Genomic DNA, 22215 nt, shown 5'->3' with positions numbered 1-22215 from the left:
TGCGTCGGGCGGTGCCTGTCGAGACGAGTAATTAATCCTAAAGATTTGCCTGCGCCCGCCGTCACCCTGGGTCAGGCTATCTGGATCAAGGACGATATTTCGTGAAGCAATTCCTCCAAGCCACCGTCATCGCAGCCTTGCTGTCGATGACCGGTTGCGTTTCATACAAAGTCACAGGCCCCGTAGGCGCCCCGGCCCACCCGGCCAGTATCAGCAGCCCACGCAGCGCCCAGGTGGCCGATGTGCAGGTGTCCGCCCCCGGCATCGACAAGCCCACTGGCCAGGCCATCAGCCGCTCGCTGACCCAACAGCTGAACCGCTACGTCGAGCAAGGCGGCTACTTCAAGCAGGTCACCGAATACCCAACGCGCCTCGGCGAGCAGGACGTGCTGCTGAAGTTCGACATGACTTCGCTGGAAGGCCATCGCGCACCACACCCGGCCTACTTCCCCGGCGCCCTGCTGACCCTGACGTTCTGGATCTGGTTCAACGGCCCGATCTACGTCGACAGCTTCGATGTGGCCGGCAACCTGGTGGTGGTCGACCGCGACGGGGTCGAGCTGGCCCGGGCCAAGGACCAGCTGCGCTTCGAGCACAACGTCGGCCTGTACGGCGGCGAATACTGGGCGCCCTCGATGGGCGGCCAGCAACTGACCAAACTGGTGGGCAAGCTGCTCGACGACGCCACCGTGCAATTGGCTAATCGCTAGAACAAGGAACGATCGATGAACATCCTCAAACACGGCCTGCTGCTGGGCGCCCTGGCCCTGGGCGGCTGCGTCTCCTACTCCACCGGAGACCTGCCAGAGGTCGGCACCTGGCCCCCTGCGCCCAGCAGCGCCGCCGACAAACCCACCACCTACCTGCGCAGCACCGCCCTTTACCAGGTCAACGACGGCGCGCAAGTTCCGGTCAGTGGCGCCCAGGCCGACATGTGGGAAAAAGCCATCAGCGAGACCTACCGGCAGTCCGGCCGCTTCGCCCAGGTCAGCACGCAGAAAGGCGATGCGCAGCTGTACGCCGAATCGACCCTGACCAACCACGAGCAGTACGTCCCGGCCTCGGCGTTCATCACCGGTTTCACCCTGTTCCTGATTCCATCCACGGCCAAGAACACCTTCACTCTGCAGACCGTGTTCAAGGACCAGGATGGCAAGGAGCTGGGCCGCATCAGCAAGAGCGAATCGGTGCGCACCTGGATGCAACTGGTGCTGATCGTTGGCCTGCCGTTCCAGGCAGACACCCGTGATGTGGTCAGCGCGCTGACCCGCAGCACGCTGGACGAGGCCGTGCAGCGCAAGCTGCTGTAGCCGCGACCTGCCCGACCCGCTCCCGGCGTGGGGGCGGGTCCGGCGCGAAACACACCCCGCCTCCCGACGCCCCCTGCTTGCATCAACGCCCGCCAAACCGCCCCGCAGAATGCCGCGCTGCAACGAACCATTTCCCCGCTGCATGCCTGCGTCCGACAAGACCTTCTTGCTACACTCGCCGGCATGATTTTCCACCTGCACAACTGTGGTGACAGCATGATCGAGGTAACCGAGGTTTCCATTGCCGAGCTGCGCAACGCGCTCGAGACCGGCCGCACGACCGCCGTGGCGCTGGTCAAGGCCTACCTGGCACGGATCGACGCCTTTGATGGCAAGGACACCGCCACCGCCCTGAACGCCGTGGTCGTGCGCAACCCCGAAGCGCTCAAGGAAGCCGAAGCCTCCGACGCACGCCGCGCCCAAGGCCAGACCCTCGGCCCACTGGACGGCATCCCCTACACCGCCAAGGACAGCTACCTGGTCAAAGGCCTGACCGCCGCCTCCGGCAGCCCGGCATTCAAGGACCTGGTCGCCCAACGCGACGCCTTCACCGTCGAGCGCCTGCGCGCCGCTGGCGCCATCTGCCTGGGCAAGACCAACATGCCCCCGATGGCCAACGGCGGGATGCAGCGTGGCGTCTATGGCCGCGCCGAAAGCCCGTACAACGCCAACTACCTGACCGCCCCCTTCGCCTCGGGCTCCTCGAACGGCGCCGGCACCGCCACCGCCGCCAGCTACAGCGCCTTCGGCCTGGCCGAGGAAACCTGGTCCAGTGGCCGCGGCCCGGCTTCGAACAACGGACTGTGCGCCTATACCCCTTCGCGTGGGGTGATCTCGGTGCGCGGCAACTGGCCACTAACGCCGACCATGGACGTGGTGGTGCCCTACGCCCGGAGCATGGCCGACCTGCTGGAAATCCTCGACGTGGTGGTGGCCGACGATGCCGACAAGCGTGGCGATCTGTGGCGCCTGCAACCGTGGGTGCCGATTCCGGCTGCCTCCAGCGTGCGCCCAGCGTCCTACCTGGACCTGGCCGTCAAGGCCGACGCGCTCAAGGGCAAGCGCTTTGGCGTACCACGCATGTACATCAATGCCGACCAGGACGCCGGCACCTCGGAAAAACCCGGTATCGGCGGCCCGACGGGCCAGCGCATCCACACCCGCGACAGCGTGATCGCGCTGTGGCAGGACGCCCGCAAGGCGCTGGAAGCGGCAGGTGCCGAAGTCATCGAGACCGACTTCCCGCTGGTCTCCAACTGCGAGGGTGACCGCCCGGGCGCGCCGACTGTGTTCAACCGAGGCATCGTCAGCAAAGCGTTCCTTCACGATGAGCTGTGGGAGCTGTCCGGCTGGGCTTTCGACGATTTCCTGCGCGCCAACGGCGACCCCAAGCTCAATCGTCTGGCCGATGTCGACGGCTCGCAGATCTTCCCTCATGATCCAGGCACCCTGCCCAACCGCGAGGACGACCTGGCGGCCGGTATGGACGAGTACGTCAACATGGCCAAGCGCGGCCTCAAGAGCTGGGACCAGATCGCCAGCGTGCCGGATGGCCTGCGCGGCCTGGAAGCGACCCGCAAGCTCGACCTGGAAGACTGGATGGACGCGCAGGGCCTGGACGCGGTGCTGTTCCCCACCGTGGCCGACGTCGGCCCGGCGGATGCCGACGTGAACCCCGCCTCGGCGGACATCGCCTGGAGCAACGGGGTCTGGGTGGCCAATGGCAACCTGGCGATCCGCCACCTGGGCGTGCCGACCGTGACCGTACCGATGGGGGTGATGGCCGATATCGGCATGCCGGTCGGCCTGACCTTCGCCGGGAAAGCGTACAGCGACAACGACCTGTTGAAATTCGCAGCCGCGTTCGAAGACACCGGCTCGCGCCGGATGATCCCGCCGCGCACCCCAAAGCTGGGCTGATCGTCGGCTGAGGCTGTGCGCTCTCTGTAGGAGCGGCCTTGTGTCGCGAAAGGGGTGCCCCCCCCGCGATTTGCGCATCATGCGGGTATTGCTGGGGCCGCTTTGCGGCCCTTTCGCGACACAAGGCCGCTCCTACACAGTGACGGGCCGCAAGCTCGGCATCCAAAACCCTGGCCAATTTCAACAGCGCATGCAAAAATCAACCAATTGTTGATTTTTGAGTGCCCGCCATGATGACGCCCGCCGAAGAGCGCCAGCTCACCTTCGCTGTGCTAAAGGCCGCCTTGCAGGCCTTGGCCAGCGTTGCCCCCAGCAATGTCGAAATTCTCCTGCATGACCTTGAGCAACCCGAACGCTCGGTGGTGGCGATCGCCAACGGCCAAGTGTCCGGTCGCCAGGTCGGCAGCCCGATTATTGCCGCCCCCGAGCAGGACCAGGGCTTCAAGGCACTGCTCCAGGCTGCCCGCGACCAACACGGCAACACCCCGCTGGTGCTGCCCGACTACCCCACCGCCCTCAAGGGTCGCAGCTTGCGCAGCGCCACCGCCATTTTCCGCGACAGCACCGGCCAGCCGTTCGCCAGCCTGTGCGTGAACACCGATATCACCGGCCTCGATGCCGCCGTCGCATTCCTCCAGCATTTCCAGGCGCTCGGCGCGAACCCCACGCCGCTCACCCACGACGCACCCGCCGACATGCCGGTGCTGATGGCCGAGATCATCCAGGCCGCGTTGCAGCGCAGCGGCCAGGGACGCATGAACAAGCAAGCCAAGGTCGAGGCCGTGCGGATGATGCAGGATCGCGGCCTGTTCATCGTCAAGGGCGGCGTGGAGAAAGCCGCCGAGGCCCTCGGCGTGACCCGCTACACCATCTACAACTACCTGGAACAGCTGCGCGGCGAGCACGCGCCGGCTGTCCGCGACTGAGCACCGGAGCCGCCATGACCCTGCACATCCACACCCCACTGATCGAATCCCGCCCGCTCTCGCTGAGCACCGCCCGTTCGATCTGGCTCAAGCTCGAAGCCTTGCAGCCATGCGGCTCGTTCAAGCTGCGCGGGGTCGGCCATGCCTGTCAGACCCACCACGCCCGAGGGGCACGCCACTTCGTCTCGTCCTCGGGCGGCAATGCCGGGCTGGCGGTGGCCTACGCCGGGCGCCAACTGGGCGTGCCAGTGACCGTGGTGGTACCCGAGACCACCACCGAGCACGCCAAACAGCTGCTGCGCCTGGAGGACGCCCGCGTGGTGGTGCGCGGCAGTTCGTGGCAGGAGGCCAACGCCCACGCCCAAACCTTGCTCGGGCCTGAAGATGCCTTCATCCACCCGTTCGACGATCCGCTTTTGTGGACAGGCCATGCCAGCATGATCGACGAAGTGGCCGCGACGGGCATGAAGCCCGATGCGCTGGTATTGTCGGTCGGCGGCGGCGGCCTGCTCAGCGGCGTGGTCGAGGGCCTGCGGCGCAACGGCTGGACGGATGTACCGGTGCTGGCGGTGGAAACCCACGGCGCGGCTTCGCTGCATGCGGCAATGGCCGCCGGGCACAGCGTCGAGCTGCCGGGCATCACCTCGGTGGCGACCTCGCTCGGCGCCAAGCGCGTGGCCGATCAGGCGCTGGCCTGTAGCCGCGAGCATCCGCTGTACAGCCACGTGGTCAGCGACCGCGAGGCATTGCAGGCCTGCGAACGCTTGCTGCGCGATCACCGCCTGCTGGTGGAGCCAGCTTGCGGCGCAGCCCTGGCGCTGCTGGAGCGGCCAGAGGTGCTGGCGCCCTATCGCCAGGTACTGGTGATCGTCTGCGGCGGCGCCACAGCCACCTTGGAGCAGATCCGCGCCTGGCGGGAACAGGCGTAAGCCGTCCACCTCTGCGCGATATCCGAATCCAGCGCCCCCCTGTAGGTGCAGCCTTGCCGAGGCGCACCTACAAGAGCTTGCCCCCTGAAATCGGCAAAACTTTCCTCACAGGATAAAAAATTTCACAAACCGCTGGACCTCCTACCCCCACTTCGCCTATAAATCTCCCAAGGGAAATTTATATTCCCACCAAGAAAATATCTCCGCATCGCCCCTTTCGCCCTTGTGCCAGCCCTGCCCCCCTTCACGCCACGAGGACACCCCCATGCACCCCGCTCCCGACCATTTCATCCTGCGCGTCAGTTGCCCGGCCGTGTCCGGCATCGTCGCAGCGGTCACCACCTACCTGGCCGAGCACGGTTGCTACATCAGCGAGATGGCGCAGTTCGACGACGAGGATAACGGCCGCTTCTTCATGCGCGCGGTGTTTCGCTACAACACTGGCGTGAGCGGTGACACCCCACAACTCGAAGCAGGCTTCACCGACGTGGCCCAGCGCTTTGCCATGGATTGGAGCCTGCACAGCAGTGCCAAGCCCATGCGCGTGCTGCTGATGGTGAGCAAATTCGACCATTGCCTCAGCGACCTGTTGTACCGCCACGCCAAGGGCGAGCTGGACATGACCATCACCGCCGTGGTGTCCAACCACCTTGACCTGCGCGCCATGGCCGAACGCCAGGGCATTCGCTTCGTCTACCTGCCAGTCAGTAAGGAAACCAAGGCCGACCAAGAAGCCGCGCTGATGCGTATCGTCGAGGAGACCGGCACGGAATTGGTGGTACTGGCGCGCTACATGCAGATTCTGTCGGACGACCTGTGCCGCCAGCTCAGCGGCAAGGCGATCAACATCCACCACTCCTTCCTGCCCGGCTTCAAGGGCGCCAAGCCTTATCACCAGGCCTACCAACGCGGCGTGAAGCTGATCGGCGCCACCGCCCACTACGTCACCAGCGACCTCGACGAAGGCCCGATCATCGAGCAGGAAGTACAGCGCGTGGACCATGCCTACACCCCCGACGACCTGGTGGCCATCGGCCGTGACACCGAAACCATCGCCCTGTCGCGCGCGGTCAAGTACCACCTCGAACACCGGGTATTTCTCAATCACGACCGCACGGTGATCTTCAAATGAACGCCCTCTCCAGCGTCACGCTGATCGACGGCAAGGCCACCGCAGCGCGGGTCCTGGCCGAGGTGCGCGAGCAGGTCGGCAGCCTGCGCGACAATGGCCTGCAACCGGCTCTGGCAGTGGTGCTGGTGGGCATGGATGCGGCCAGCCAAGTATATGTGCGCAACAAGGTGCTCCGCGCCGAGGAAGTGGGCATTCGCTCGTTGGAACACCGCCTGGCGCCGGACACTACCGAGGCCCAACTGCTGGCGCTGATCGAACGCCTGAACCGCGACCCGGATGTCAACGGCATCCTCGTGCAACTGCCGCTGCCGAGACACATCGACGAACACTGCGTACTGCAAGCCATCGACCCACTCAAGGATGTCGACGGTTTCCACAGCCAGAATGTCGGTGGCTTGGCCCAGGGCCGCGACGTGCTCACCCCTTGCACCCCCAGCGGCTGCATGCGCCTGCTGCGTGATACCTGTGGCGAGTTGCGCGGCAAGTACGCGGTGGTGGTGGGCCGCTCGAACATCGTCGGCAAACCCATGGCTGCCTTGCTACTGCAAGCCGACTGCACGGTGACCGTGGTGCATTCGCGCAGCCGCGATATGCAGGCGCTGTGCAGGCAGGCCGACATCGTGGTGGCCGCGGTGGGCAAACCGCGCCTGATCGACGCCAGCTGGCTCAAGCCTGGCGCGGTGGTGATCGATGTCGGCATCAATCGCATCGAGGAAAACGGCCGCAGCCGCCTGGTCGGCGATGTCGACTTCGACGCAGCCCTTTCCCAGGTTGCCGCCATCACCCCGGTGCCCGGCGGTGTCGGCCCGATGACCATCGCCTACCTGATGAAAAACACCCTGCTGGCCCTCGACCTGCAACAACAGGCCGCCCACCTGGAGCGCACCGCATGCCCTTCGCCCTGCTGAAACACGGCCTGAGTGCCGATTACCCGGTGGACGTCGACCTGCCGCCACCTTGCGAACTCAAGCCGCGCTACGACGTGGTGATCATCGGCGGCGGCGGCCACGGCGTAGCCATCGCCTACTACCTGGCCAAGTACCACGGCATCACCAATGTCGCGGTGCTGGAAAAAGCCTACCTGGGCGGCGGCAACACCGCGCGCAACACGGCGGTGATCCGCTCCAACTACCTGACCAGCGAGGGCGTGCGCTTCTACGCAGAATCCGTGCGGCTGTTCCAGAACCTGTCCAACGAGTTCGACTTCAACATCATGTACTCCGAGCGCGGCCAGCTCACCTTGGCGCACACCGACGCCACCGTGCGCGCCTTCCGCCAACGTGCCGAGGTGAACAAGCACTTCGGCGGGCGCACCGAGATGATCGACCGCCAGCAGATCCGCGAATTGGTCCCCAGCCTGAACCTGGACCCCGGCCACCTGCCAGTGCTCGCAGGCCTGTGGCACATCGACGGTGCCACCGCGCGCCACGACGCCGTGGCCTGGGGCTATGCCAAACAGGCGGCCAAGCGCGGCGTGGAAATCCATCAGCTCACCGAAGTGCAGGAGCTGGTGATCCGCAACGGCCGCATCGAAGCGCTCAAGACCAACCGTGGCAACGTTCAGTGCGGCTGCGTGGTGCAGGCGGTGGCCGGGGCCAGTTCGCTGCTGATGGCCAAGGCCGGCATCCGCGCCCCGATCCACACCTACCCGCTGCAAGCGATGGTCACCCAGCCGTTCAAGCCGTTCCTCGACCCGCTGGTCAGCTCCTCTGCACTGCACTGCTACGTGCAGCAGACCAGTCGTGGCGAGATCGTCTTCGGCGGCGGCTCCGACCCCTACCCGCTGTACAACACCCGCTCGACCCTGGACCTCAAGGAAAGCCTGCTGGCCCACGCCATCGAGATGTTCCCGTTCATGGCCAACGCCAAGCTGATGCGCCAGTGGGCCGGCAGCACCGACATGACCCCGGACTACAGCCCGATCATGGGCCTGTCGCCGATAGACAACTACTACCTCGACGCCGGCTGGGGCACCTGGGGCTTCAAGGCAACGCCCATCTGCGGCAAGAGCATGGCCGAGCTGGTCGCCAGCGGCGGCAAGGTTCCCGAACTGATCGCTCCGTTCGCCCTGGAGCGCTTCAGCCGCTTCCAGCAGGTCAACGAAATGGGCGCCACCGCGGCCAGCCACTAAGGAGCACACCGATGAAGATCCTCACCTGCCCCTTGAACGGCCCACGCAACATCAGCGAGTTCACCTACGGCGGCGAGTTCAAGCACATGCCCGACCCCGCCACGTGCAGCGACGCCGAGTGGGCCGACTACGTGTTCAACAGCGAGAACCTCGCAGGCGTGGTACTGGAGTGGTGGCTGCACAACGCCTCCAGCTACTGGTTCCTGGCCGAGCGCCACACCGTCAGTGACCAGGTGCTGCGCACCTTCGACCCCAAAGACGTATTCGACCAGCGCGTCGACTTCACCCCCGCCGCCAGCCCGGAGATTGCCGGATGAACAGCCACACTCGCCTCCCCGCGCCCATGGGCCTGCTGATCGACCGCGAGCGGCCCGTGCATTTCAGTTTCGACGGCCAGCGCTACCAGGGCTTTGCCGGCGACAGCATCGCCAGCGCGCTGCTCGGCAACGGCCGCTGGCTGCTGTCGCGCTCATTCAAGTACCACCGCCCGCGCGGCCCGCTGAGCCTGGCCGGACAGGACGCCAACACCCTGGTGCAACTGCCCGACGAGCCCAACGTACTGGCCGACCTGCACGCTGTCAGTGATGGGCTGGTGGTCGAAGGCCAGAACTTCAACGGCAGCCTCGACCACGACCGCGACGCCTACCTGGGCACGTTCTCGCGCTTCATGCCGGTGGGTTTCTACTACCGCTCGTTCTACAAGCCCAAGGGCATGTGGAAGGTCTGGGAGCCGCTGATCCGCAAGAAAGCCGGCCTGGGCGTGCTCAACCTCGATTTCAAGCCGCAGTATTACGACAAGGCCTATCTGTTCGTCGACCTGGCGGTGATCGGCGCCGGCCCCGCCGGTCTGCGCGCCGCGCTGGATGCCGCCAATGCCGGCGCCAAGGTGCTGCTCATCGAACAGCAGCCTATACTGGGCGGCTCGCTCAACTACGCGCGTTTCGACATCCAGGGCGAGCGCGCTGCCAGGCTGCGCCAGGAGCTGCTGGGCGCCATCGAAGGCCACCCGAACATCCAGGTACTGTGCGAGGCCACCTGCAATGGCTGGTTCACCGACAACTACCTGCCAGTGATCCAGCACCGGCGCATGTACAAGGTGCGTGCCACACGCTGCGTGGTGGCCGCCGGTTCCTTCGACCAGCCGGTGGTGTTTCGCAACAACGACCTGCCCGGGGTCATGCTGACCAGCGCCGCGCAGCGCCTGATGAAGCTCTACGCGGTCAAGCCCGGCCAGCGCGCAGTGCTGCTCACCGGCCACGACGACGGTTACCTGGCGGCCCTCGACTTGCAGGAGCAAGGCGTCACCGTCGCCGCCCTGGTCGACCTGCGCGCCGCCCCGGCCGACCCGGCGCTTGCCGCCGAACTCAAGCGCCGCGACATCCCCCTGCACCTGGGCAGCACCGTCTACGAGGCGCTGCATGAACGCGGCATGCGCCACGTCAGCGGCGCCGAGATTCGCCCGATCACCGGGCAAGGCAAGGTCGGAGAGCACGGCCTGCGCGTCGCCTGCGACCTGTTGTGCATGTCAGCCGGCTACATGCCGGTGTACCAGTTGCTGTGCCAAGCCGGTGGCAAGCTGGCGTACGAGGTCAACCGCGACGCGTTCACCATAAGCGGCCTGCCCGCAGGGTTGGATATCGCAGGCTCGGTCAATGGCCAGCATGCCCTGGATAACGTGCTCACCGACGCCACCCGCGCCGCAGCCCAGGCCCTGGCCGCACTCGGCCTGCCCACCCCGGCGCAGGGCACCTTCGGCCCCGAGGCGAAGGTCAACTTCCCCTGGCCGATCTTCCCCCACCCCAAGGGCAAGGATTTCGTCGATTTCGACGAAGACCTGCAAGTACGCGACATCGTCAATGCCACCCGCAGCGGTTACCGTGACGTGCAACTGGTCAAGCGCTTCTCCACCGTCGGCATGGGCCCCTCGCAAGGCCGCCATTCGGCGCTGCCCACCGCGCGTCTGGTGGCCCAGGCCACAGGCCGCAGTATTTCAGAAACGGGGGTCACCACGGCGCGTCCGCCGTTCCAGGCGGAAAAACTTGCGCATGTGGCCGGTCGTGCCTTCGACCCCTACCGGCAAACCCCGATGCACCGCCGTCACCTGGAGGCAGGCGCCAAGATGATGCCCGCCGGTATCTGGCAGCGCCCCGCCTACTACGGCAAGCCCGACGCGCGTGAGGCGTGCATGCAGGCCGAGGCGCGCCAGGTGCGCGAAAAAGTCGGGCTGATCGACGTGTCCACCCTCGGCGGGCTGGACGTGCGCGGCGCGGACGCTGCCGAGCTGCTCGAACGCCTGTACACCTTCGGTTTCGCCAAGCTGGCCATCGGTCGTACGCGCTACGCGCTGATGACCAACGAGCATGGCGTGGTGATCGACGACGGCGTGTGTGCTCGGCTCGGTGCCCAGCATTTCTATGTCACCGCCACCACCAGCGGCGTCGATCGTATCTACCAGCAGATGCTCAAGTGGAACGCCCAGTGGCGCCTGGACGTGGACATCACCAACGTCACCGCCGCCCTGGCGGCCGTCAACCTCGCCGGTCCACTGTCGCGCCAGGTGCTGGCCAAGGTGTGCGACGACGTCGATTTGTCAGCTCAGGCCTTCCCCTACCTCGGCGTGCGTCTGGGCACGGTGGCCGGGATCCCGGCGCGGATCATGCGCGTGGGCTTCGTCGGCGAGCTGGGCTATGAAGTGCACGTGCCCGCACGCCATGCCGAACGCCTGTGGGACGCCCTGATGCAGGCCGGCCAGGGCGAAGGCATCCGCCCGTTCGGGGTCGAGACCCAACGCCTGCTGCGCCTGGAAAAAGGCCACGTGATCATCAGCCAGGACACCGACGGCATGACCCACCCCGGCGAGATCGACATGCAGTGGGCGATCGGTCGCAAGAAGCCGTTCTTCGTCGGCAAGCGCTCCATCGAGATCCTCGAGGCCCAGCCGCTCAAGCGCAAGCTGGTCGGCTTCACCCTGCCCAAGGGCGTTACCCAGCCATTGGAAGGCCATTTGGTACTGGATGGGGCGCACATCAGCGGCAACGTCACCTCCTGCGAATACTCGCAGACCCTCGGCCGCATCATCGGCCTGGCCTACGCTGGCGCAGGCCAGGCCACCCCCGGCATGCACATCCCGATTCGCGTGGAGGGCGGCGAGATCGTCCAGGCGCAGGTGGTGCCACTGCCATTCTTCGACCCCGAAAACGCCCGTCAGGAGGTGTGAGTGATGACCCGTCCATTGAAAGCCGAAGCGTTCGATGAACGCCGCCACCCCTCGGTGTTGCTGTCGCCGTGCACCCTGACCGACCTGACCGAGTTGCCCCGCGTGGGTTTTCGCGGCGCCGACAGCGCAGCCTGGCTACAGGCCCGAGGCTATCGCCTGCCGGCCCGGCCCAACCATGCCGAGCGCCAGGACGACGGCGGCTGGGTGGCGCGTTTGTCGAACACCGAATACCTGGTGCTGGGAGCCCTCGCCGAGCGTGGAGCGCGCGTAGCAGCACTCGAAACCGAGTGGACGCTGGACGATGACACGCGCAACTACCTGCTACCGCGCCAGGACAGCCACGCCTGGGTGCAACTGGCCGGCGACCAGGTCAGTGCGCTGATGGCCAAGCTGTGCGGGGTGGACCTGCGCGACGGCGCATTTGCCGTGGGCAGCGTGGCACAGACCTCGGCGGCGCGGATCAACGTGATCGTGGTGAATGTCGGTGGGGCGCTGCACGTGTTGTTCGACCGGGCGTCACGGGCGTACTTCCTTGCGGCATTGAAGGATGCAATGGCTGAATTCGAGGGGGTGGTCGAATCCCTTGAGAAATCGTTGGGATGAATGGATCGTCTGGCGAGACCTATCGCAGGCTTCGCCAGCTGCCCAAAGCCGGCACTGATTTCAAGCCATTGGCCGTGGCGGTGAGCGCTGGCAAAACCTGCAATGGGGTCAACGCGCAGGGCAACCGCTTTTGTGCATTCCCCTGTGTGCATCGTCCATCAGTGCCTTGGCCATTTCGCCAAGGTAGTGGGCGGCCCAGACCAGAGTGGGTTCGTTGTCCATCACCCCAATAAACGAAGCACGCCGCGCACTGGCGAGCAGGATCGAGGCTTGCTCCAGGGCGTGATCGGCGCAGTTGCCCGGCACCACCTGGAACAGTCGCTTGCCTTCGACGGCGCCCTCCATGCAGGTGGCGGTGCCGACGGTCCAGCCAAGTTTTCCCAAAGGGTCCAAAGTGTGCTCGCTCATGAGAACTCCTCTTGTCGAATGACACCAAAGCGCACGCGTGCGAGCGCCGAGGTCAATGCAGCGTGCAGGTGTCACGTCGCGTCTTGAGCTGCACCTGCGCCAGCGCGCACTCCACCAACGTGCGCACGGCATCGAGTTCGTGCATCACGCTCAGCAGCATCATCGTGGCGGGTGATCTGGGCAGGAAAGCCAGGGATTGCCTACCAACGGCAAGGCCACATTGGGTGTATTCCAGGGCTTCGGCCAGGGTGTCTTCGAGGTAGTGAGGGGTATCGGGGAATTGGGGTGGATCGGGGACGGGTTTGAACATGGCATAGCTCTCTAGTTGCACTGATCGGGCCGCTATCCATTCACTTGCAGGTGAAGGGTGGCGGCTACGTACGGGCCTGCAAGACCGGGGCAACTAGAGAAAAGCCCGGCTGGCCCGAAGGCCACCCGCACGCAGCCACCATCAAGCCAAACCAGACTTATAAAGCCTTGGTTCTGGTGGTACTGGTTCTAGTTGTCCCGCGCAGGCTTGCAGACCCGGCCGCTGTTTTCGCAGCGACTTGGCGAGACTAGACCTCAGTACGATGATGCAAAAGGTGGCAAAGCATGGTTCGGAAACGGCCTACACGGAATAGGGAAAATCTGATTAATTTCTGTAGGACCACGCAAGAAAGTTGCTCTCACGATCAAGGTTTGCAACGTCTGCGGTAGGAAGTGGATGGCATTTCCCCCAAGGGAATGGCCAAATAGCATCATCCGTTTTCCATTCCGCAAGACACTGGACTGTCCTTGATGCTCATCAACCTGCTTACCAGCCTGCAACCCGCCCTCTGCGTCCAAAACACCAAGGTGCACCTGGCGCAGCACAATGGCCACGATCACCCCATGGACGTTTACCTCGCGGGCGAGTTTGACGACTGGCAGTCATGGCAAAGCCGCAGGAACTTCGAATGCGACTACCTGCTCGGACTCGTGGAAATACCTGGCACACACAAATGGCTGCTTGCCGGGGTCTACGATTGCTTGACGCTCAATCAAGAAAAATCCAAGCCCGAGAAACGCGAGTTCGTCTACCACTACCGCCGCATACCAGAGTTCGCCGAATTGGAAGGCCGCCTGATCCTCGACTATGTCAAACCCCGGGGCAATTACCTTTGGTTGGAAACCTGCCTCAGGAGCATGGTCATTTCCTCGATTCTTGAAAAACCCATGACCGTCGGCAAATTTCCCGGCTACAAGGACGTGGACATCAGCCACGTCGAGCTCAAGACCATCGTAAGGGAGGGTCTTGAGTCGTGGCATACAGCGCTTTCGAACGTCGCGGGCGTCTATTTGATTTCCGATCGGACAAAGGGCGAGGAGCAACTCTACGTGGGCTCAGCAACCGGCACAGGCGGCCTTTGGGACCGTTGGGCAACCTACGCCCATAGCGGCCACGGCGGGAATGTCAGGATTCGCGAGCTGCACAAACGACGCGGCGATTCATTTGCCGAAAACTTTCGTTTCAGCATCCTGGAGATCGCTGACAAGCACACAGGCAAGGATGAAATGATGCTCAAGGAAATCCACTGGAAGCGCAGGCTGCTGACCCGGGACAGTGGGTTGAATGGGAACTGAAGCCCAAAATTGGGGGGATTGCCAAGTAGGCCCAATGCGAAGGGCAAGCGATGCAGCAACTGAATCGCCCCCTCAGGGCGGTTCAAGCCGAGACAGCCAAGGTCAACGGCCAGGAACCCTATACGTGGCTGCGCCACGTAATGGAGCGGTTGCCCCATCCTGTGATAGGTGGGGTTAATGGTTCGCACTCCCTCAAACACCTGATCGATCCGAACATTTCTGGCCCCAGCGCGCGGATGATATGCCTATCTCATCCATGAAATCCGCCAAAAAAACCTTCAGCCGCCCATGCCGCACCTGCGCAAGACGCGCGCCCTCCGTGGTCTGAAAACCCTCGGCCAGCTTCAGCAGCTTGGTGTGGAAGTGCTCGATGGCAAATGCTCGATCCCGATAATCGCGACCCTCGGCGGTGGGGTTCTCGACATCGTACAGCGCCGACCCCATGCGCCCGGACACATAGAAACAGCGCGCCACGCCGACCATGCCGATGGCATCCAGGCGGTCGCTGTCCTGCAGAATCCTGGCTTCCAGGGTCAAGGGTTCGAAACCAGCTGAAAAACTATGGCTGAGCACTGCATGGGTCACTTGATCGATACGCGGCGCCGGCCAGGCCATGCCGGCCAGGATGACCCCGGCCCGTTCGGCCGAGAGCGTCGAGGCCTGGGCGCGCAGGGACGAGTTTTTCTCCACTGCCACGCAGTCATGCAGCAAGGTGGCGGCCAGCAGCACCTCCAGGTCCCCGCCTTCCACAGCCTGTATGCGCCGGGCGTTGGCCCAGACCCGCTGCAGGTGCGACAGGTCGTGGGAGCCGTCCGCCTGGTCAGCCGGCAGGTAAGCGAGCAGCTCGCCGGCCAATTGCGCAAACGGCTGGAACGCCGTGCCGGACATGCCCTCAGCCCTCGACCGGCGGAGTCGCCTGGGCGGCGGCCTCATCTGCCATGCGCTGGCGCTCGGCCTTGCAGATGTACTTGTCCTTGCTCTTGGGTGCCAGCTTGGCGCTGGCCTTCTTGGCGTGGGCCTTGAGCAACTGGTTGATCTTCTTGCGGCGGTTCATGCTTGGCAGCCTCCTTCGGGCGGGTCGGGGCGCACGATACAGCAAGTGCCGGCGCCGTGCATGAGGTGGCCGGCGCTCATCGCGAGCAACGCGCGGTTGAGTAAAATGCCGGGCAAGCCGGCCTTGGATGGCACCGGTTTGCCCATCCACTCAAAAAAGGAGCACACGACATTGAGTGAACGCAAAAAAGCACTGCTCAAGTACCTTGGCCTGCTTGCCTGCCTGTGGCTGGCGGCACGCCTTAGCCCTGAGCACTTCACCGTGCTGATGTACGCCGTTGTCACCCTTACCTGCCTCGCTGGCATCGTCTACGGCGTGGCGAACCGCAAGCGGATCCTGACGTTCATCAACCACTGGCCGACTTCGTTCTTCTGCTCGGTGGTGATTTTCTTCATCTGCAAGCTGTCTGCCGAAAAGCAGATAAACGCCCAACTGGGTATCGAAGCCGAATACATCCGGCAATCGGCGAGCGTGGGTGGCGTGCTGCTGGCCATCCCGCTGTCGCTGATGCTCATCGGTTTGTACCTGCTCATCACCAGCGCCTACCGAAAGGTCGTCCAACCCGTGTCTCGCGCCAAGCCAGCCCCCACGGAGCAAGGCCAGACGCCGCCCGAATCGCTTGCACAGCTCAGGCCGTTCTTCGCCATCGCCGTGCTCACGTCCAGTCTGTTTCTGTTGACGCAGTCCGACAACAGCGTGCGTTATTGGGTACTGGTCGATGCGATGCTGTACTCCGACTGCGGCCCGCCTGAAAAACCATGGGGCTACGTGCGCAAGAACCTCGACAGTTGTTACCGCGTAGATACCCGCCTCTTTCACGGCGCCGAGTTGATCGCGTTCGCCAGCCGCAAGCCGGGTTGACGCACCTGGGTGAACCTGGCCGAAATAATGGCAAACTGCTACTTTACTAGCCGTTTTGCTCTCAAGGATTTGCCGCCGTCATGGACCGCGCCTACAACACCGCACCTGCGCACACCGAGCCGCGTCGCTCGTACCTGTCCCGTCACTGGCGTGGCGAACTGTCATTGACTCGCACCTTCTGGCTCAACGGCGTTGCCGTACGCCTGTTGTTCGACGCTCTGGCAACGCCGCAGGTGGAAACCCTGCTGGGCAACCCCTCGCGCGACCCGATTGATTCGGCCTACCTCGCCGGGGTGCTGATCGGTATAAGCCTTATCCTGTGGTTGTGGCAACTGGTGGGGCTGTGGCGCTGCGCGCGACGCCACAGCGAGTTTGTCGGGGTGGTGGTGCCATTGTTGATCGTCGCGGTTCTGGCTCACTACACCTACACCTTCACGCAAGGTTTCATCCCAGGCTTTATCAAGAGCTTCAACGAGCAGCTCGAATACAGTCGTCAGTCGCGTTAATCGGCAAGCCGCGTCCCGGCGATACGCCAAGCGGTCGAAGGACCTCCCGAGCCCGTCGCAAAACACTGCTACGCTTGCTGAACACAAGATGAAAAACATTTCATCTTGGTTCATCCGAACCTGGCATGGCAGCCCGGACACCCCCCTTGCACGGAGCCCTAAAGCGGAGGAGCGCCATCATGGCCCTTGCCGAGGATCTGGCCTTGTTGATCCGTCAGGAACAACTGCTGCAATTCGAACACTTCGACGAAGCGGTCGCCTGGCAGTTGGGCTCGCGCCTGCACGCGCGCGCCGAGGCGCAAGGCTGGGCGCTGTTGATCGAGGTCAGACGCTTCGACCAAGTGCTGTTCCTCGCCGGCCGGCCTGGCATCACCCCGCACAACCACGACTGGATCCGCCGCAAGCGCAATACCGTGGCGCGTTTTCTGTGCAGCTCGTACCGTATTGGCCACCAGCTGGCATTGGACCAAAAAGACATCACCCAGCGTTACAATCTTCCGCTCTGCGACTACGCCAGTGCCGGTGGCAGTTTCCCGATCACCGTCAAGGGTGCCGGGGTGATTGGTTGCGTGACCGTTTCGGGGCTGCCGGAGCGGGAGGATCATCAGGTGATCGTCGATGCGCTGTGCGACCTGCTCGGGCACGACCGCGCCGCGCTGTCACTGGCGGCCCCGGCCAAACGCGCCAGCGAGAAGGCCGCGCGTGAACCGGTGAGCGGCTGAGCACGCCAGTGCGTGTGAACGCCGCCCTACCCAGCCTTGGGCAGCGAGCGACACCTAGTCTGCCCTGGCCGTGTGCTCGGTCAGGCGGATGATCTGCCGCGCGATGAATGCCCCGGTCAGAATCACACCGAACAAGCGCAGTGTCTGCATCGCCAGCACCAGCCCCACATCGGCGCGGGTTTCCACCGCGATGATAGCCATGGCATCCAGCCCGCCGGGACTGGTGGCCAGGTACATCGACAGGAAGTCGGTGCCGGCCATGCGCGCCAGCAACCAGGCACAGCCAGCATTGAGCACGATCAGCACCAGCGCCCCGATGATCATCGCCGGCAGCCGCTTCGCGACATAGCGCACGGTCTGGCGGTCGAAGCGTAGCCCGATGTAGCAACCGATAGCGCCGTAGGCGAACGCCAGCAGTGGCTCCGGCAACCTGATGTTCAGCAACCCCGCCAGTTGCAGGCTGCCGCCCAGCAACAGCGGCACCAGCAGCGCGCCTGCCGGCAGCCTGGCGCCAGCCAGCACGCCCACACCGATCACCGCCAGCCCCAACAGCAGGTTGACCACCTCCAGTGGCGCCGCGCCTGGATGCTGCACGCTTGGTGCGGCCACACCCTGGCTAGTACTTAGCCAATGACTGACCAGCGAGCCGGCCAGCACCACGCAGACCACGCGCACGTACTGCATGGTCGCCACCACGCGTGGGTCGGCGCCGCTCTCTTCGGACATCGACACCATCGCCGACGCGGCCCCCGGCGCAGTGCCCCAGGCCGCCGTATTGCCCGGGATGCCGCCAAAACGCACGGTGCCCAGCCCTACCACGGCACTGAGCAACACCGTCAGCAGCGTGGCAAACAGCATCAGGTGCCAGGACTGCGCCAGCGACACCAACACCGCCCAGGAGATCGAATGCGCCACCAGCAGCCCGACACAGCCTTGCCCGAAGCGAAACACCTGCCGATGCAGGCGGATTCGCGCCCCACTCACGCCAAAGCCAATGGCCACGATCATCGGCCCGAGGAACAAGCCTGCCGGCACTGCTAGGCGGTGCAACAGTTGCCCGGCAGTGGCCGCCAGTACCACCAGGGCCAGCCATTGAAACCACGTGCAGCGCAGCCAGTGAGCGGGTAGAAGCAAGGTCTGGATCCTCGAACAGGGCGATACAGTGAACAAATTATCGACGGCGCAATCGATCAGGTCTATTTTCCACTTTCGATGAATCCATAACTGAAATTCATGAATCATGGACCTTCGCGACCTCACGTATTTCGAAACCATCGCCGAACTTGGCCACCTCGGCCGCGCCGCCGAAAAGCTCAACCGTAGCCAGCCAGCGCTGAGCAAGAGCATCCAGCGCCTGGAGGAATCACTTGGCGCCCGGCTGTTCCAGCGCGATGGCCGGCGCATCAAGCTCACCGATGCCGGTGCGCTGTTGCAGGCCCGTGGCCGACAGTTGCGCCTGAGCATCAGTGAAACCGAACGCGAGGTGCGCGACTTCGCCAGTGGCCTGACCGGCAACATTCGCCTGGGCTGCGCGGCGAGCATGGCCGAGCACCTGTTGCCGCAGTTGGCGGCCAGCTTGCTGGAGCGCGCGCCGGCGATCACCCTGAGCCTGTCCATCGCCCAGGACGATGTGCTGCGCGAGTCGCTGCGCGCCGGGCGCCTCGATGCGATCATCTGCCCACTGATGGTCGATGACCCGCAGTTTCTCGCCTACCCGCTGATCCACGACGAAGCGGTGGTGGTGGCCAGTGCCGACCACCCGATCTTCGAAGGCAGTGTCGAACTCAAGGACCTGTGCCAGTACCACTGGGTACTGGGCGCCCCGACGGTCAACGCGCGGCGCTGGATCGACAACGCGTTCCTGTCGCGCCAGTTGCCAGCGCCACGGGTGAAGATCGAGACCAATGCCATCTCGCTGCTACCCCGCCTGATCGCCCGCACGCAGCTGCTGAGCTTTCTGGCCCGGGAAACCCTGGAGCATGGCCACGGCATGTCGCAGCTACGCGAGGTCCGTCTGGCCGAGACCACCATGCGCCGCACCGTGGCAGTGTGGCTGCGCGCCGACGGCTACGTGCCGCCGGCAGCACAGGTGATGGTGGAGTTGCTCAGAAGCGGCGCAGCGCTGGCCGGACAGGCGTAGCGCCGCGCCGCTTCAGCCAGCGCCCGAAGTGCGTCCCCCATGTGCTCTGGCGCCTGCGGCATGCGTCTATCAGGACTTCCCCGAATGCGCCCATCCCTCACACCAGGCCCTAGCATGCAGGCACTCCTCGAAGACATCCTCGACCACGTACGCCCCTTGCTCGGCCAAGGCCAGGTGGCGCAGTACATCCCCGCCCTCGCCCAAGTCGATCCGAACCAGCTGGGCATTGCCGTGCAAAGCCTGGATGGCCAGTTGCACTGTGCAGGCGATGCCCGTACACCGTTCTCGATCCAGAGCATTTCCAAAGTCTTCAGCCTGGTGCAGGCGATCAGCCACAGCGGCGAGGCGATCTGGCAGCGCCTGGGTTATGAGCCCTCGGGTCAGGCGTTCAACTCGCTAGTACAGTTGGAAGTGGAAAAAGGCCGCCCACGCAATCCGTTCATCAATGCCGGGGCGCTGGTGATCTGCGACATCAACCAATCGCGCTATGCCACCGCGACCTTGTCGATGCGCGACTTCGTCCGGCGCCTGGCGGCCAACCCCCGGCTGGTCAGCGATGCCGTGGTGGCCGACTCGGAGTACCAGCACCGCGCGCGCAACGCCGCCATGGCCTACCTGATGCAGGCCTTCGGCAACTTCCACAACGAGGTCGAAGCCGTGCTGCGCAGCTACTTCCACCACTGCGCACTGTCGATGAGCTGCGTGGACGTGGCCCGTGCCTTCGCCTTCCTGGCCAACCGCGGCCACTGCCCGCACAGCGGCGAACAGGTGCTCAGCCCGCGCCAGGCCCAGCAGGTGAACGCGATCATGGCCACCAGTGGGCTGTACGACGAGGCCGGCAATTTCGCCTACCGCGTGGGTTTGCCGGGCAAGAGCGGCGTCGGGGGCGGCATCGTGGTGGTGGTGCCGGGGCGCTACAGCATCTGCGTGTGGTCACCGGCGCTGAATGCCTCGGGCAACTCGCTGGCGGGACTGCGCGCACTGGAGTTGCTCAGCGAGCGGCTGACCGGGTCGGTGTTTTCGCCGGTCGGCTGAGCGCCGCTGCCCGACCCTGCGCGCAAGGAATGAAACCTGGCGCGGAATTATTTTGCGCACCCGAGCCTCTGATCCCATAGGACACGCAAGGGACCCTGTCATGACTACCAGCAAGCAACAGCCTATCCGCCTCAAGGACATCACCATCGTCGACGACGCCAAGATGCGCAAGGCAATCACCGCCGCAGCCTTGGGCAACGCCATGGAGTGGTTCGACTTCGGCGTCTACGGCTTTGTCGCCTATGCCTTGGGCAAGGTGTTCTTCCCCAACGCCAGCCCCGGCGTGCAGATGATCGCGGCGCTGGCGACCTTCTCGGTGCCGTTCCTGATTCGCCCGCTGGGCGGTTTGTTCTTCGGCGCCCTGGGCGACCGCTATGGGCGCCAGAAGGTGCTCGCCGCGACCATCGTGATCATGTCCCTGAGCACCTTCGCCATCGGCCTGATCCCCTCCTATGCCAGCATCGGCATCTGGGCGCCGATCCTGCTGTTGATCGCCAAGATGGCCCAGGGCTTTTCGGTAGGCGGCGAGTACACCGGGGCGTCGATTTTCGTCGCCGAATACGCCCCTGACCGCAAGCGCGGCTTCCTCGGCAGCTGGCTGGATTTCGGCTCCATCGCAGGCTTCGTGCTTGGCGCAGGCGTGGTGGTGCTGATCTCGACGATCCTGGGCGAGGCGCAGTTTCTCGAATGGGGCTGGCGCCTGCCGTTCTTCCTGGCCCTGCCATTGGGGTTGATCGGCCTGTACCTGCGCCATGCGCTGGAAGAGACCCCAGCCTTCCAGCAGCATGTCGAGGCCCTCGAACAAGGTGATCGCGAAGGCCTGGCCAGCGGCCCGAAAGTCTCGTTCAAGGAAGTCGCCACCCAGCACTGGAAGAGCTTGCTGACCTGCATCGGCGTGGTGATTTCCACCAACGTCACCTACTACATGCTGCTCACCTACATGCCCAGCTACCTCTCGCACAACCTGCACTACAGCGAGGACCATGGCGTGCTGATCATCATCGCGATCATGATCGGCATGCTGTTCGTACAGCCGTTGATCGGCCTGCTCAGCGACAAGTGGGGGCGCCGGCCATTCATCCTGCTCGGCAGCATTGGCCTGTTCGTGCTGGCGGTGCCGGCGTTCATGCTGATCACCAGCGGCAAGCTGGCAGTGATTTTCGCTGGCTTGCTGATCCTGGCGGTGCTGTTGAACTTCTTCATCGGTGTAATGGCCTCGACGCTGCCTGCGATGTTCCCGACCCACATTCGCTACAGTGCCCTGGCCAGTGCGTTCAACATCTCGGTGCTGATCGCAGGCCTGACCCCGACCCTGGCCGCTTGGTTGGTCGAAAGCACCGACAACCTGTACATGCCGGCCTATTACCTGATGGTGGTGGCCGTGATCGGGCTGCTCACCGGGCTGACCATGAAGGAAACCGCCAACCGTCCCCTGCGCGGTGCGGCCCCGGCTGCATCGGACCTGCAAGAGGCACGCGAACTGCTGCGCGAGCACCACGACAACATCGAGCAGAAGATCGAGGATATCGACGCGCAGATCGCCGAGCTTGAAGCCAAGCGCCAGCAACTGGCGCAGCAGCATCCGCGTATCGACTGAGACAGGACACTAGCGCAATCCCCCGAAATCCTTGCCTGATCCTGCGAACCTGCCGGGCCCGACATGGGAAACACGCTACATGCGCGCTAGAGTCTTTGATCTGTACCCTCCCGAGCCGC

At 64.4% G+C, this 22215-nt stretch carries 23 protein-coding genes and 1 pseudogene; 19 read left to right on the top strand and 5 right to left on the bottom strand.

Annotation, left to right across the window (positions count from 1 at the left end; genetic code table 11):
* Nucleotides 1-146: 146 nt before the first annotated feature.
* The 11 genes from ACNFIC_RS15680 to ACNFIC_RS15630 all read left to right on the top strand — a co-directional run bounded on the left by ACNFIC_RS15680 (nt 147) and on the right by ACNFIC_RS15630 (nt 12168).
* On the top strand, nt 147-710 hold the full coding sequence (locus ACNFIC_RS15680) for a hypothetical protein (RefSeq protein WP_138221763.1): 564 nt from the start codon (nt 147-149) through the stop codon (nt 708-710).
* A gap of 15 nt (nt 711-725) precedes the next feature.
* Nucleotides 726-1310, top strand: coding sequence for a hypothetical protein (locus tag ACNFIC_RS15675; RefSeq protein ID WP_416781357.1), 585 nt, complete (start codon nt 726-728; stop codon nt 1308-1310).
* A 216-nt stretch (nt 1311-1526) separates the two neighbouring features.
* The gene (locus ACNFIC_RS15670; protein ID WP_416781356.1) at nt 1527-3230 is read left to right on the top strand and encodes an amidase; all 1704 of its coding nucleotides are present in this window, start codon (nt 1527-1529) and stop codon (nt 3228-3230) included.
* 230 nt (nt 3231-3460) lie between these two features.
* Nucleotides 3461-4156: a helix-turn-helix transcriptional regulator gene (locus ACNFIC_RS15665; protein ID WP_416781355.1), complete on the top strand. Its 696-nt coding sequence runs from the start codon at nt 3461-3463 to the stop codon at nt 4154-4156.
* A 14-nt stretch (nt 4157-4170) separates the two neighbouring features.
* Nucleotides 4171-5085: a pyridoxal-phosphate dependent enzyme gene (locus ACNFIC_RS15660; RefSeq protein ID WP_138221741.1), complete on the top strand. Its 915-nt coding sequence runs from the start codon at nt 4171-4173 to the stop codon at nt 5083-5085.
* A 265-nt stretch (nt 5086-5350) separates the two neighbouring features.
* Nucleotides 5351-6217, top strand: a complete 867-nt coding sequence (gene purU / locus ACNFIC_RS15655; protein WP_138221742.1) for a formyltetrahydrofolate deformylase — start codon at nt 5351-5353, stop codon at nt 6215-6217.
* A complete protein-coding gene (gene folD / locus ACNFIC_RS15650) occupies nt 6214-7125 on the top strand; it encodes a bifunctional methylenetetrahydrofolate dehydrogenase/methenyltetrahydrofolate cyclohydrolase FolD (RefSeq protein WP_138221743.1) in 912 nt (303 codons plus the stop codon). Before purU ends, folD begins: the two co-directional genes overlap by 4 nt.
* Nucleotides 7107-8348 carry an FAD-dependent oxidoreductase gene (locus ACNFIC_RS15645; protein WP_138221744.1) on the top strand — a complete coding sequence of 414 codons (1242 nt, stop codon included), beginning with the start codon at nt 7107-7109 and terminating at the stop codon, nt 8346-8348. Before folD ends, ACNFIC_RS15645 begins: the two co-directional genes overlap by 19 nt.
* An 11-nt stretch (nt 8349-8359) precedes the next feature.
* The gene (locus ACNFIC_RS15640) at nt 8360-8665 is read left to right on the top strand and encodes a sarcosine oxidase subunit delta (protein WP_138221745.1); all 306 of its coding nucleotides are present in this window, start codon (nt 8360-8362) and stop codon (nt 8663-8665) included.
* Nucleotides 8662-11565, top strand: coding sequence for a 2Fe-2S iron-sulfur cluster-binding protein (locus ACNFIC_RS15635; protein ID WP_416781354.1), 2904 nt, complete (start codon nt 8662-8664; stop codon nt 11563-11565). Before ACNFIC_RS15640 ends, ACNFIC_RS15635 begins: the two co-directional genes overlap by 4 nt.
* A gap of 3 nt (nt 11566-11568) precedes the next feature.
* Complete coding sequence (locus ACNFIC_RS15630) at nt 11569-12168, top strand: sarcosine oxidase subunit gamma (RefSeq protein WP_138221747.1); 600 nt, start codon at nt 11569-11571, stop codon at nt 12166-12168.
* Between the two features lie 108 nt (nt 12169-12276).
* Here ACNFIC_RS15630 and ACNFIC_RS15625 read toward each other — a convergent pair whose 3' ends face one another.
* Both ACNFIC_RS15625 and ACNFIC_RS15620 read right to left on the bottom strand, forming a co-directional pair.
* Complete coding sequence (locus tag ACNFIC_RS15625) at nt 12277-12576, bottom strand: DUF3077 domain-containing protein (protein WP_138221748.1); 300 nt, start codon at nt 12574-12576, stop codon at nt 12277-12279.
* Nucleotides 12577-12628: 52 nt separating this feature from the next.
* Nucleotides 12629-12886, bottom strand: a complete 258-nt coding sequence (locus ACNFIC_RS15620) for a hypothetical protein (RefSeq protein ID WP_138221749.1) — start codon at nt 12884-12886, stop codon at nt 12629-12631.
* Between the two features lie 470 nt (nt 12887-13356).
* Here ACNFIC_RS15620 and ACNFIC_RS15615 point away from each other — a divergent pair, with 470 nt between their 5' ends.
* Together ACNFIC_RS15615 and ACNFIC_RS15610 are read left to right on the top strand one after the other, a co-directional pair.
* The gene (locus tag ACNFIC_RS15615; RefSeq protein WP_416781353.1) at nt 13357-14181 is read left to right on the top strand and encodes a GIY-YIG nuclease family protein; all 825 of its coding nucleotides are present in this window, start codon (nt 13357-13359) and stop codon (nt 14179-14181) included.
* 89 nt (nt 14182-14270) lie between these two features.
* Nucleotides 14271-14339 (top strand): annotated as a pseudogene (locus tag ACNFIC_RS15610) (transposase domain-containing protein); the annotation flags it as partial.
* A gap of 34 nt (nt 14340-14373) precedes the next feature.
* Here the strand turns inward: ACNFIC_RS15610 and ACNFIC_RS15605 are convergent.
* Both ACNFIC_RS15605 and ACNFIC_RS15600 read right to left on the bottom strand, forming a co-directional pair.
* On the bottom strand, nt 14374-15069 hold the full coding sequence (locus ACNFIC_RS15605) for an HD domain-containing protein (protein ID WP_416781352.1): 696 nt from the start codon (nt 15067-15069) through the stop codon (nt 14374-14376).
* Between the two features lie 4 nt (nt 15070-15073).
* The gene (locus ACNFIC_RS15600; RefSeq protein WP_416781351.1) at nt 15074-15235 is read right to left on the bottom strand and encodes a DUF2986 domain-containing protein; all 162 of its coding nucleotides are present in this window, start codon (nt 15233-15235) and stop codon (nt 15074-15076) included.
* 171 nt (nt 15236-15406) lie between these two features.
* Between ACNFIC_RS15600 and ACNFIC_RS15595 the strand changes: the two genes are divergently transcribed.
* From ACNFIC_RS15595 to ACNFIC_RS15585, 3 genes are all read left to right on the top strand, one after another.
* Nucleotides 15407-16096: a hypothetical protein gene (locus ACNFIC_RS15595; RefSeq protein WP_416781350.1), complete on the top strand. Its 690-nt coding sequence runs from the start codon at nt 15407-15409 to the stop codon at nt 16094-16096.
* 80 nt (nt 16097-16176) lie between these two features.
* The gene (locus ACNFIC_RS15590) at nt 16177-16602 is read left to right on the top strand and encodes a hypothetical protein (protein WP_416781349.1); all 426 of its coding nucleotides are present in this window, start codon (nt 16177-16179) and stop codon (nt 16600-16602) included.
* Nucleotides 16603-16781: 179 nt separating this feature from the next.
* A complete protein-coding gene (locus ACNFIC_RS15585; RefSeq protein WP_416781348.1) occupies nt 16782-17324 on the top strand; it encodes a heme-degrading domain-containing protein in 543 nt (180 codons plus the stop codon).
* A gap of 54 nt (nt 17325-17378) precedes the next feature.
* On the opposite strand, the gene ACNFIC_RS15580 is transcribed toward ACNFIC_RS15585, so the two are convergent.
* Nucleotides 17379-18458, bottom strand: coding sequence for an AbrB family transcriptional regulator (locus ACNFIC_RS15580; protein WP_416781347.1), 1080 nt, complete (start codon nt 18456-18458; stop codon nt 17379-17381).
* Between the two features lie 106 nt (nt 18459-18564).
* On the opposite strand from ACNFIC_RS15580, the gene ACNFIC_RS15575 reads away from it, so the two are divergent.
* From ACNFIC_RS15575 to proP, 3 genes are all read left to right on the top strand, one after another.
* Nucleotides 18565-19464 (top strand): LysR family transcriptional regulator, encoded by a 900-nt coding sequence (locus ACNFIC_RS15575; RefSeq protein WP_138221757.1) that lies wholly within the window; start codon nt 18565-18567, stop codon nt 19462-19464.
* Nucleotides 19465-19578: 114 nt separating this feature from the next.
* Nucleotides 19579-20499: a glutaminase B gene (glsB, locus tag ACNFIC_RS15570; RefSeq protein ID WP_138221764.1), complete on the top strand. Its 921-nt coding sequence runs from the start codon at nt 19579-19581 to the stop codon at nt 20497-20499.
* Nucleotides 20500-20599: 100 nt separating this feature from the next.
* Nucleotides 20600-22096 carry a glycine betaine/L-proline transporter ProP gene (gene proP / locus ACNFIC_RS15565; RefSeq protein ID WP_138221758.1) on the top strand — a complete coding sequence of 499 codons (1497 nt, stop codon included), beginning with the start codon at nt 20600-20602 and terminating at the stop codon, nt 22094-22096.
* The last annotated feature ends 119 nt before the right edge of the window (nt 22097-22215 follow it).

The sequence above is a fragment of the Pseudomonas sp. NY15463 genome, assembly GCF_048068415.1.
Lineage (GTDB): Bacteria > Pseudomonadota > Gammaproteobacteria > Pseudomonadales > Pseudomonadaceae > Aquipseudomonas > Aquipseudomonas mosselii_C.
This window is presented reverse-complemented; position numbering and strand designations above follow the sequence as displayed.

What these genes read in the sequence shown, in the direction of transcription:
- purU (WP_138221742.1), top strand. Translation starts at nt 5,351, where the DNA reads ATGCACCCCGCTCCCGACCATTTCATCCTGCGCGTCAGTTGCCCGGCC.
- ACNFIC_RS15645 (WP_138221744.1), top strand. Translation starts at nt 7,107, where the DNA reads ATGCCCTTCGCCCTGCTGAAACACGGCCTGAGTGCCGATTACCCGGTG.
- ACNFIC_RS15585 (WP_416781348.1), top strand. Translation starts at nt 16,782, where the DNA reads ATGGCCCTTGCCGAGGATCTGGCCTTGTTGATCCGTCAGGAACAACTG.
- ACNFIC_RS15615 (WP_416781353.1), top strand. Translation starts at nt 13,357, where the DNA reads ATGCTCATCAACCTGCTTACCAGCCTGCAACCCGCCCTCTGCGTCCAA.
- ACNFIC_RS15680 (WP_138221763.1), top strand. Translation starts at nt 147, where the DNA reads ATGACCGGTTGCGTTTCATACAAAGTCACAGGCCCCGTAGGCGCCCCG.
- ACNFIC_RS15640 (WP_138221745.1), top strand. Translation starts at nt 8,360, where the DNA reads ATGAAGATCCTCACCTGCCCCTTGAACGGCCCACGCAACATCAGCGAG.
- ACNFIC_RS15625 (WP_138221748.1), bottom strand. Translation starts at nt 12,576, where the DNA reads ATGAGCGAGCACACTTTGGACCCTTTGGGAAAACTTGGCTGGACCGTC.
- ACNFIC_RS15660 (WP_138221741.1), top strand. Translation starts at nt 4,171, where the DNA reads ATGACCCTGCACATCCACACCCCACTGATCGAATCCCGCCCGCTCTCG.
- ACNFIC_RS15670 (WP_416781356.1), top strand. Translation starts at nt 1,527, where the DNA reads ATGATCGAGGTAACCGAGGTTTCCATTGCCGAGCTGCGCAACGCGCTC.
- ACNFIC_RS15590 (WP_416781349.1), top strand. Translation starts at nt 16,177, where the DNA reads ATGGACCGCGCCTACAACACCGCACCTGCGCACACCGAGCCGCGTCGC.
- ACNFIC_RS15635 (WP_416781354.1), top strand. Translation starts at nt 8,662, where the DNA reads ATGAACAGCCACACTCGCCTCCCCGCGCCCATGGGCCTGCTGATCGAC.
- proP (WP_138221758.1), top strand. Translation starts at nt 20,600, where the DNA reads ATGACTACCAGCAAGCAACAGCCTATCCGCCTCAAGGACATCACCATC.
- ACNFIC_RS15600 (WP_416781351.1), bottom strand. Translation starts at nt 15,235, where the DNA reads ATGAACCGCCGCAAGAAGATCAACCAGTTGCTCAAGGCCCACGCCAAG.
- folD (WP_138221743.1), top strand. Translation starts at nt 6,214, where the DNA reads ATGAACGCCCTCTCCAGCGTCACGCTGATCGACGGCAAGGCCACCGCA.
- ACNFIC_RS15665 (WP_416781355.1), top strand. Translation starts at nt 3,461, where the DNA reads ATGATGACGCCCGCCGAAGAGCGCCAGCTCACCTTCGCTGTGCTAAAG.
- ACNFIC_RS15575 (WP_138221757.1), top strand. Translation starts at nt 18,565, where the DNA reads ATGGACCTTCGCGACCTCACGTATTTCGAAACCATCGCCGAACTTGGC.
- ACNFIC_RS15620 (WP_138221749.1), bottom strand. Translation starts at nt 12,886, where the DNA reads ATGTTCAAACCCGTCCCCGATCCACCCCAATTCCCCGATACCCCTCAC.
- ACNFIC_RS15675 (WP_416781357.1), top strand. Translation starts at nt 726, where the DNA reads ATGAACATCCTCAAACACGGCCTGCTGCTGGGCGCCCTGGCCCTGGGC.
- glsB (WP_138221764.1), top strand. Translation starts at nt 19,579, where the DNA reads ATGCAGGCACTCCTCGAAGACATCCTCGACCACGTACGCCCCTTGCTC.
- ACNFIC_RS15605 (WP_416781352.1), bottom strand. Translation starts at nt 15,069, where the DNA reads ATGTCCGGCACGGCGTTCCAGCCGTTTGCGCAATTGGCCGGCGAGCTG.
- ACNFIC_RS15630 (WP_138221747.1), top strand. Translation starts at nt 11,569, where the DNA reads ATGACCCGTCCATTGAAAGCCGAAGCGTTCGATGAACGCCGCCACCCC.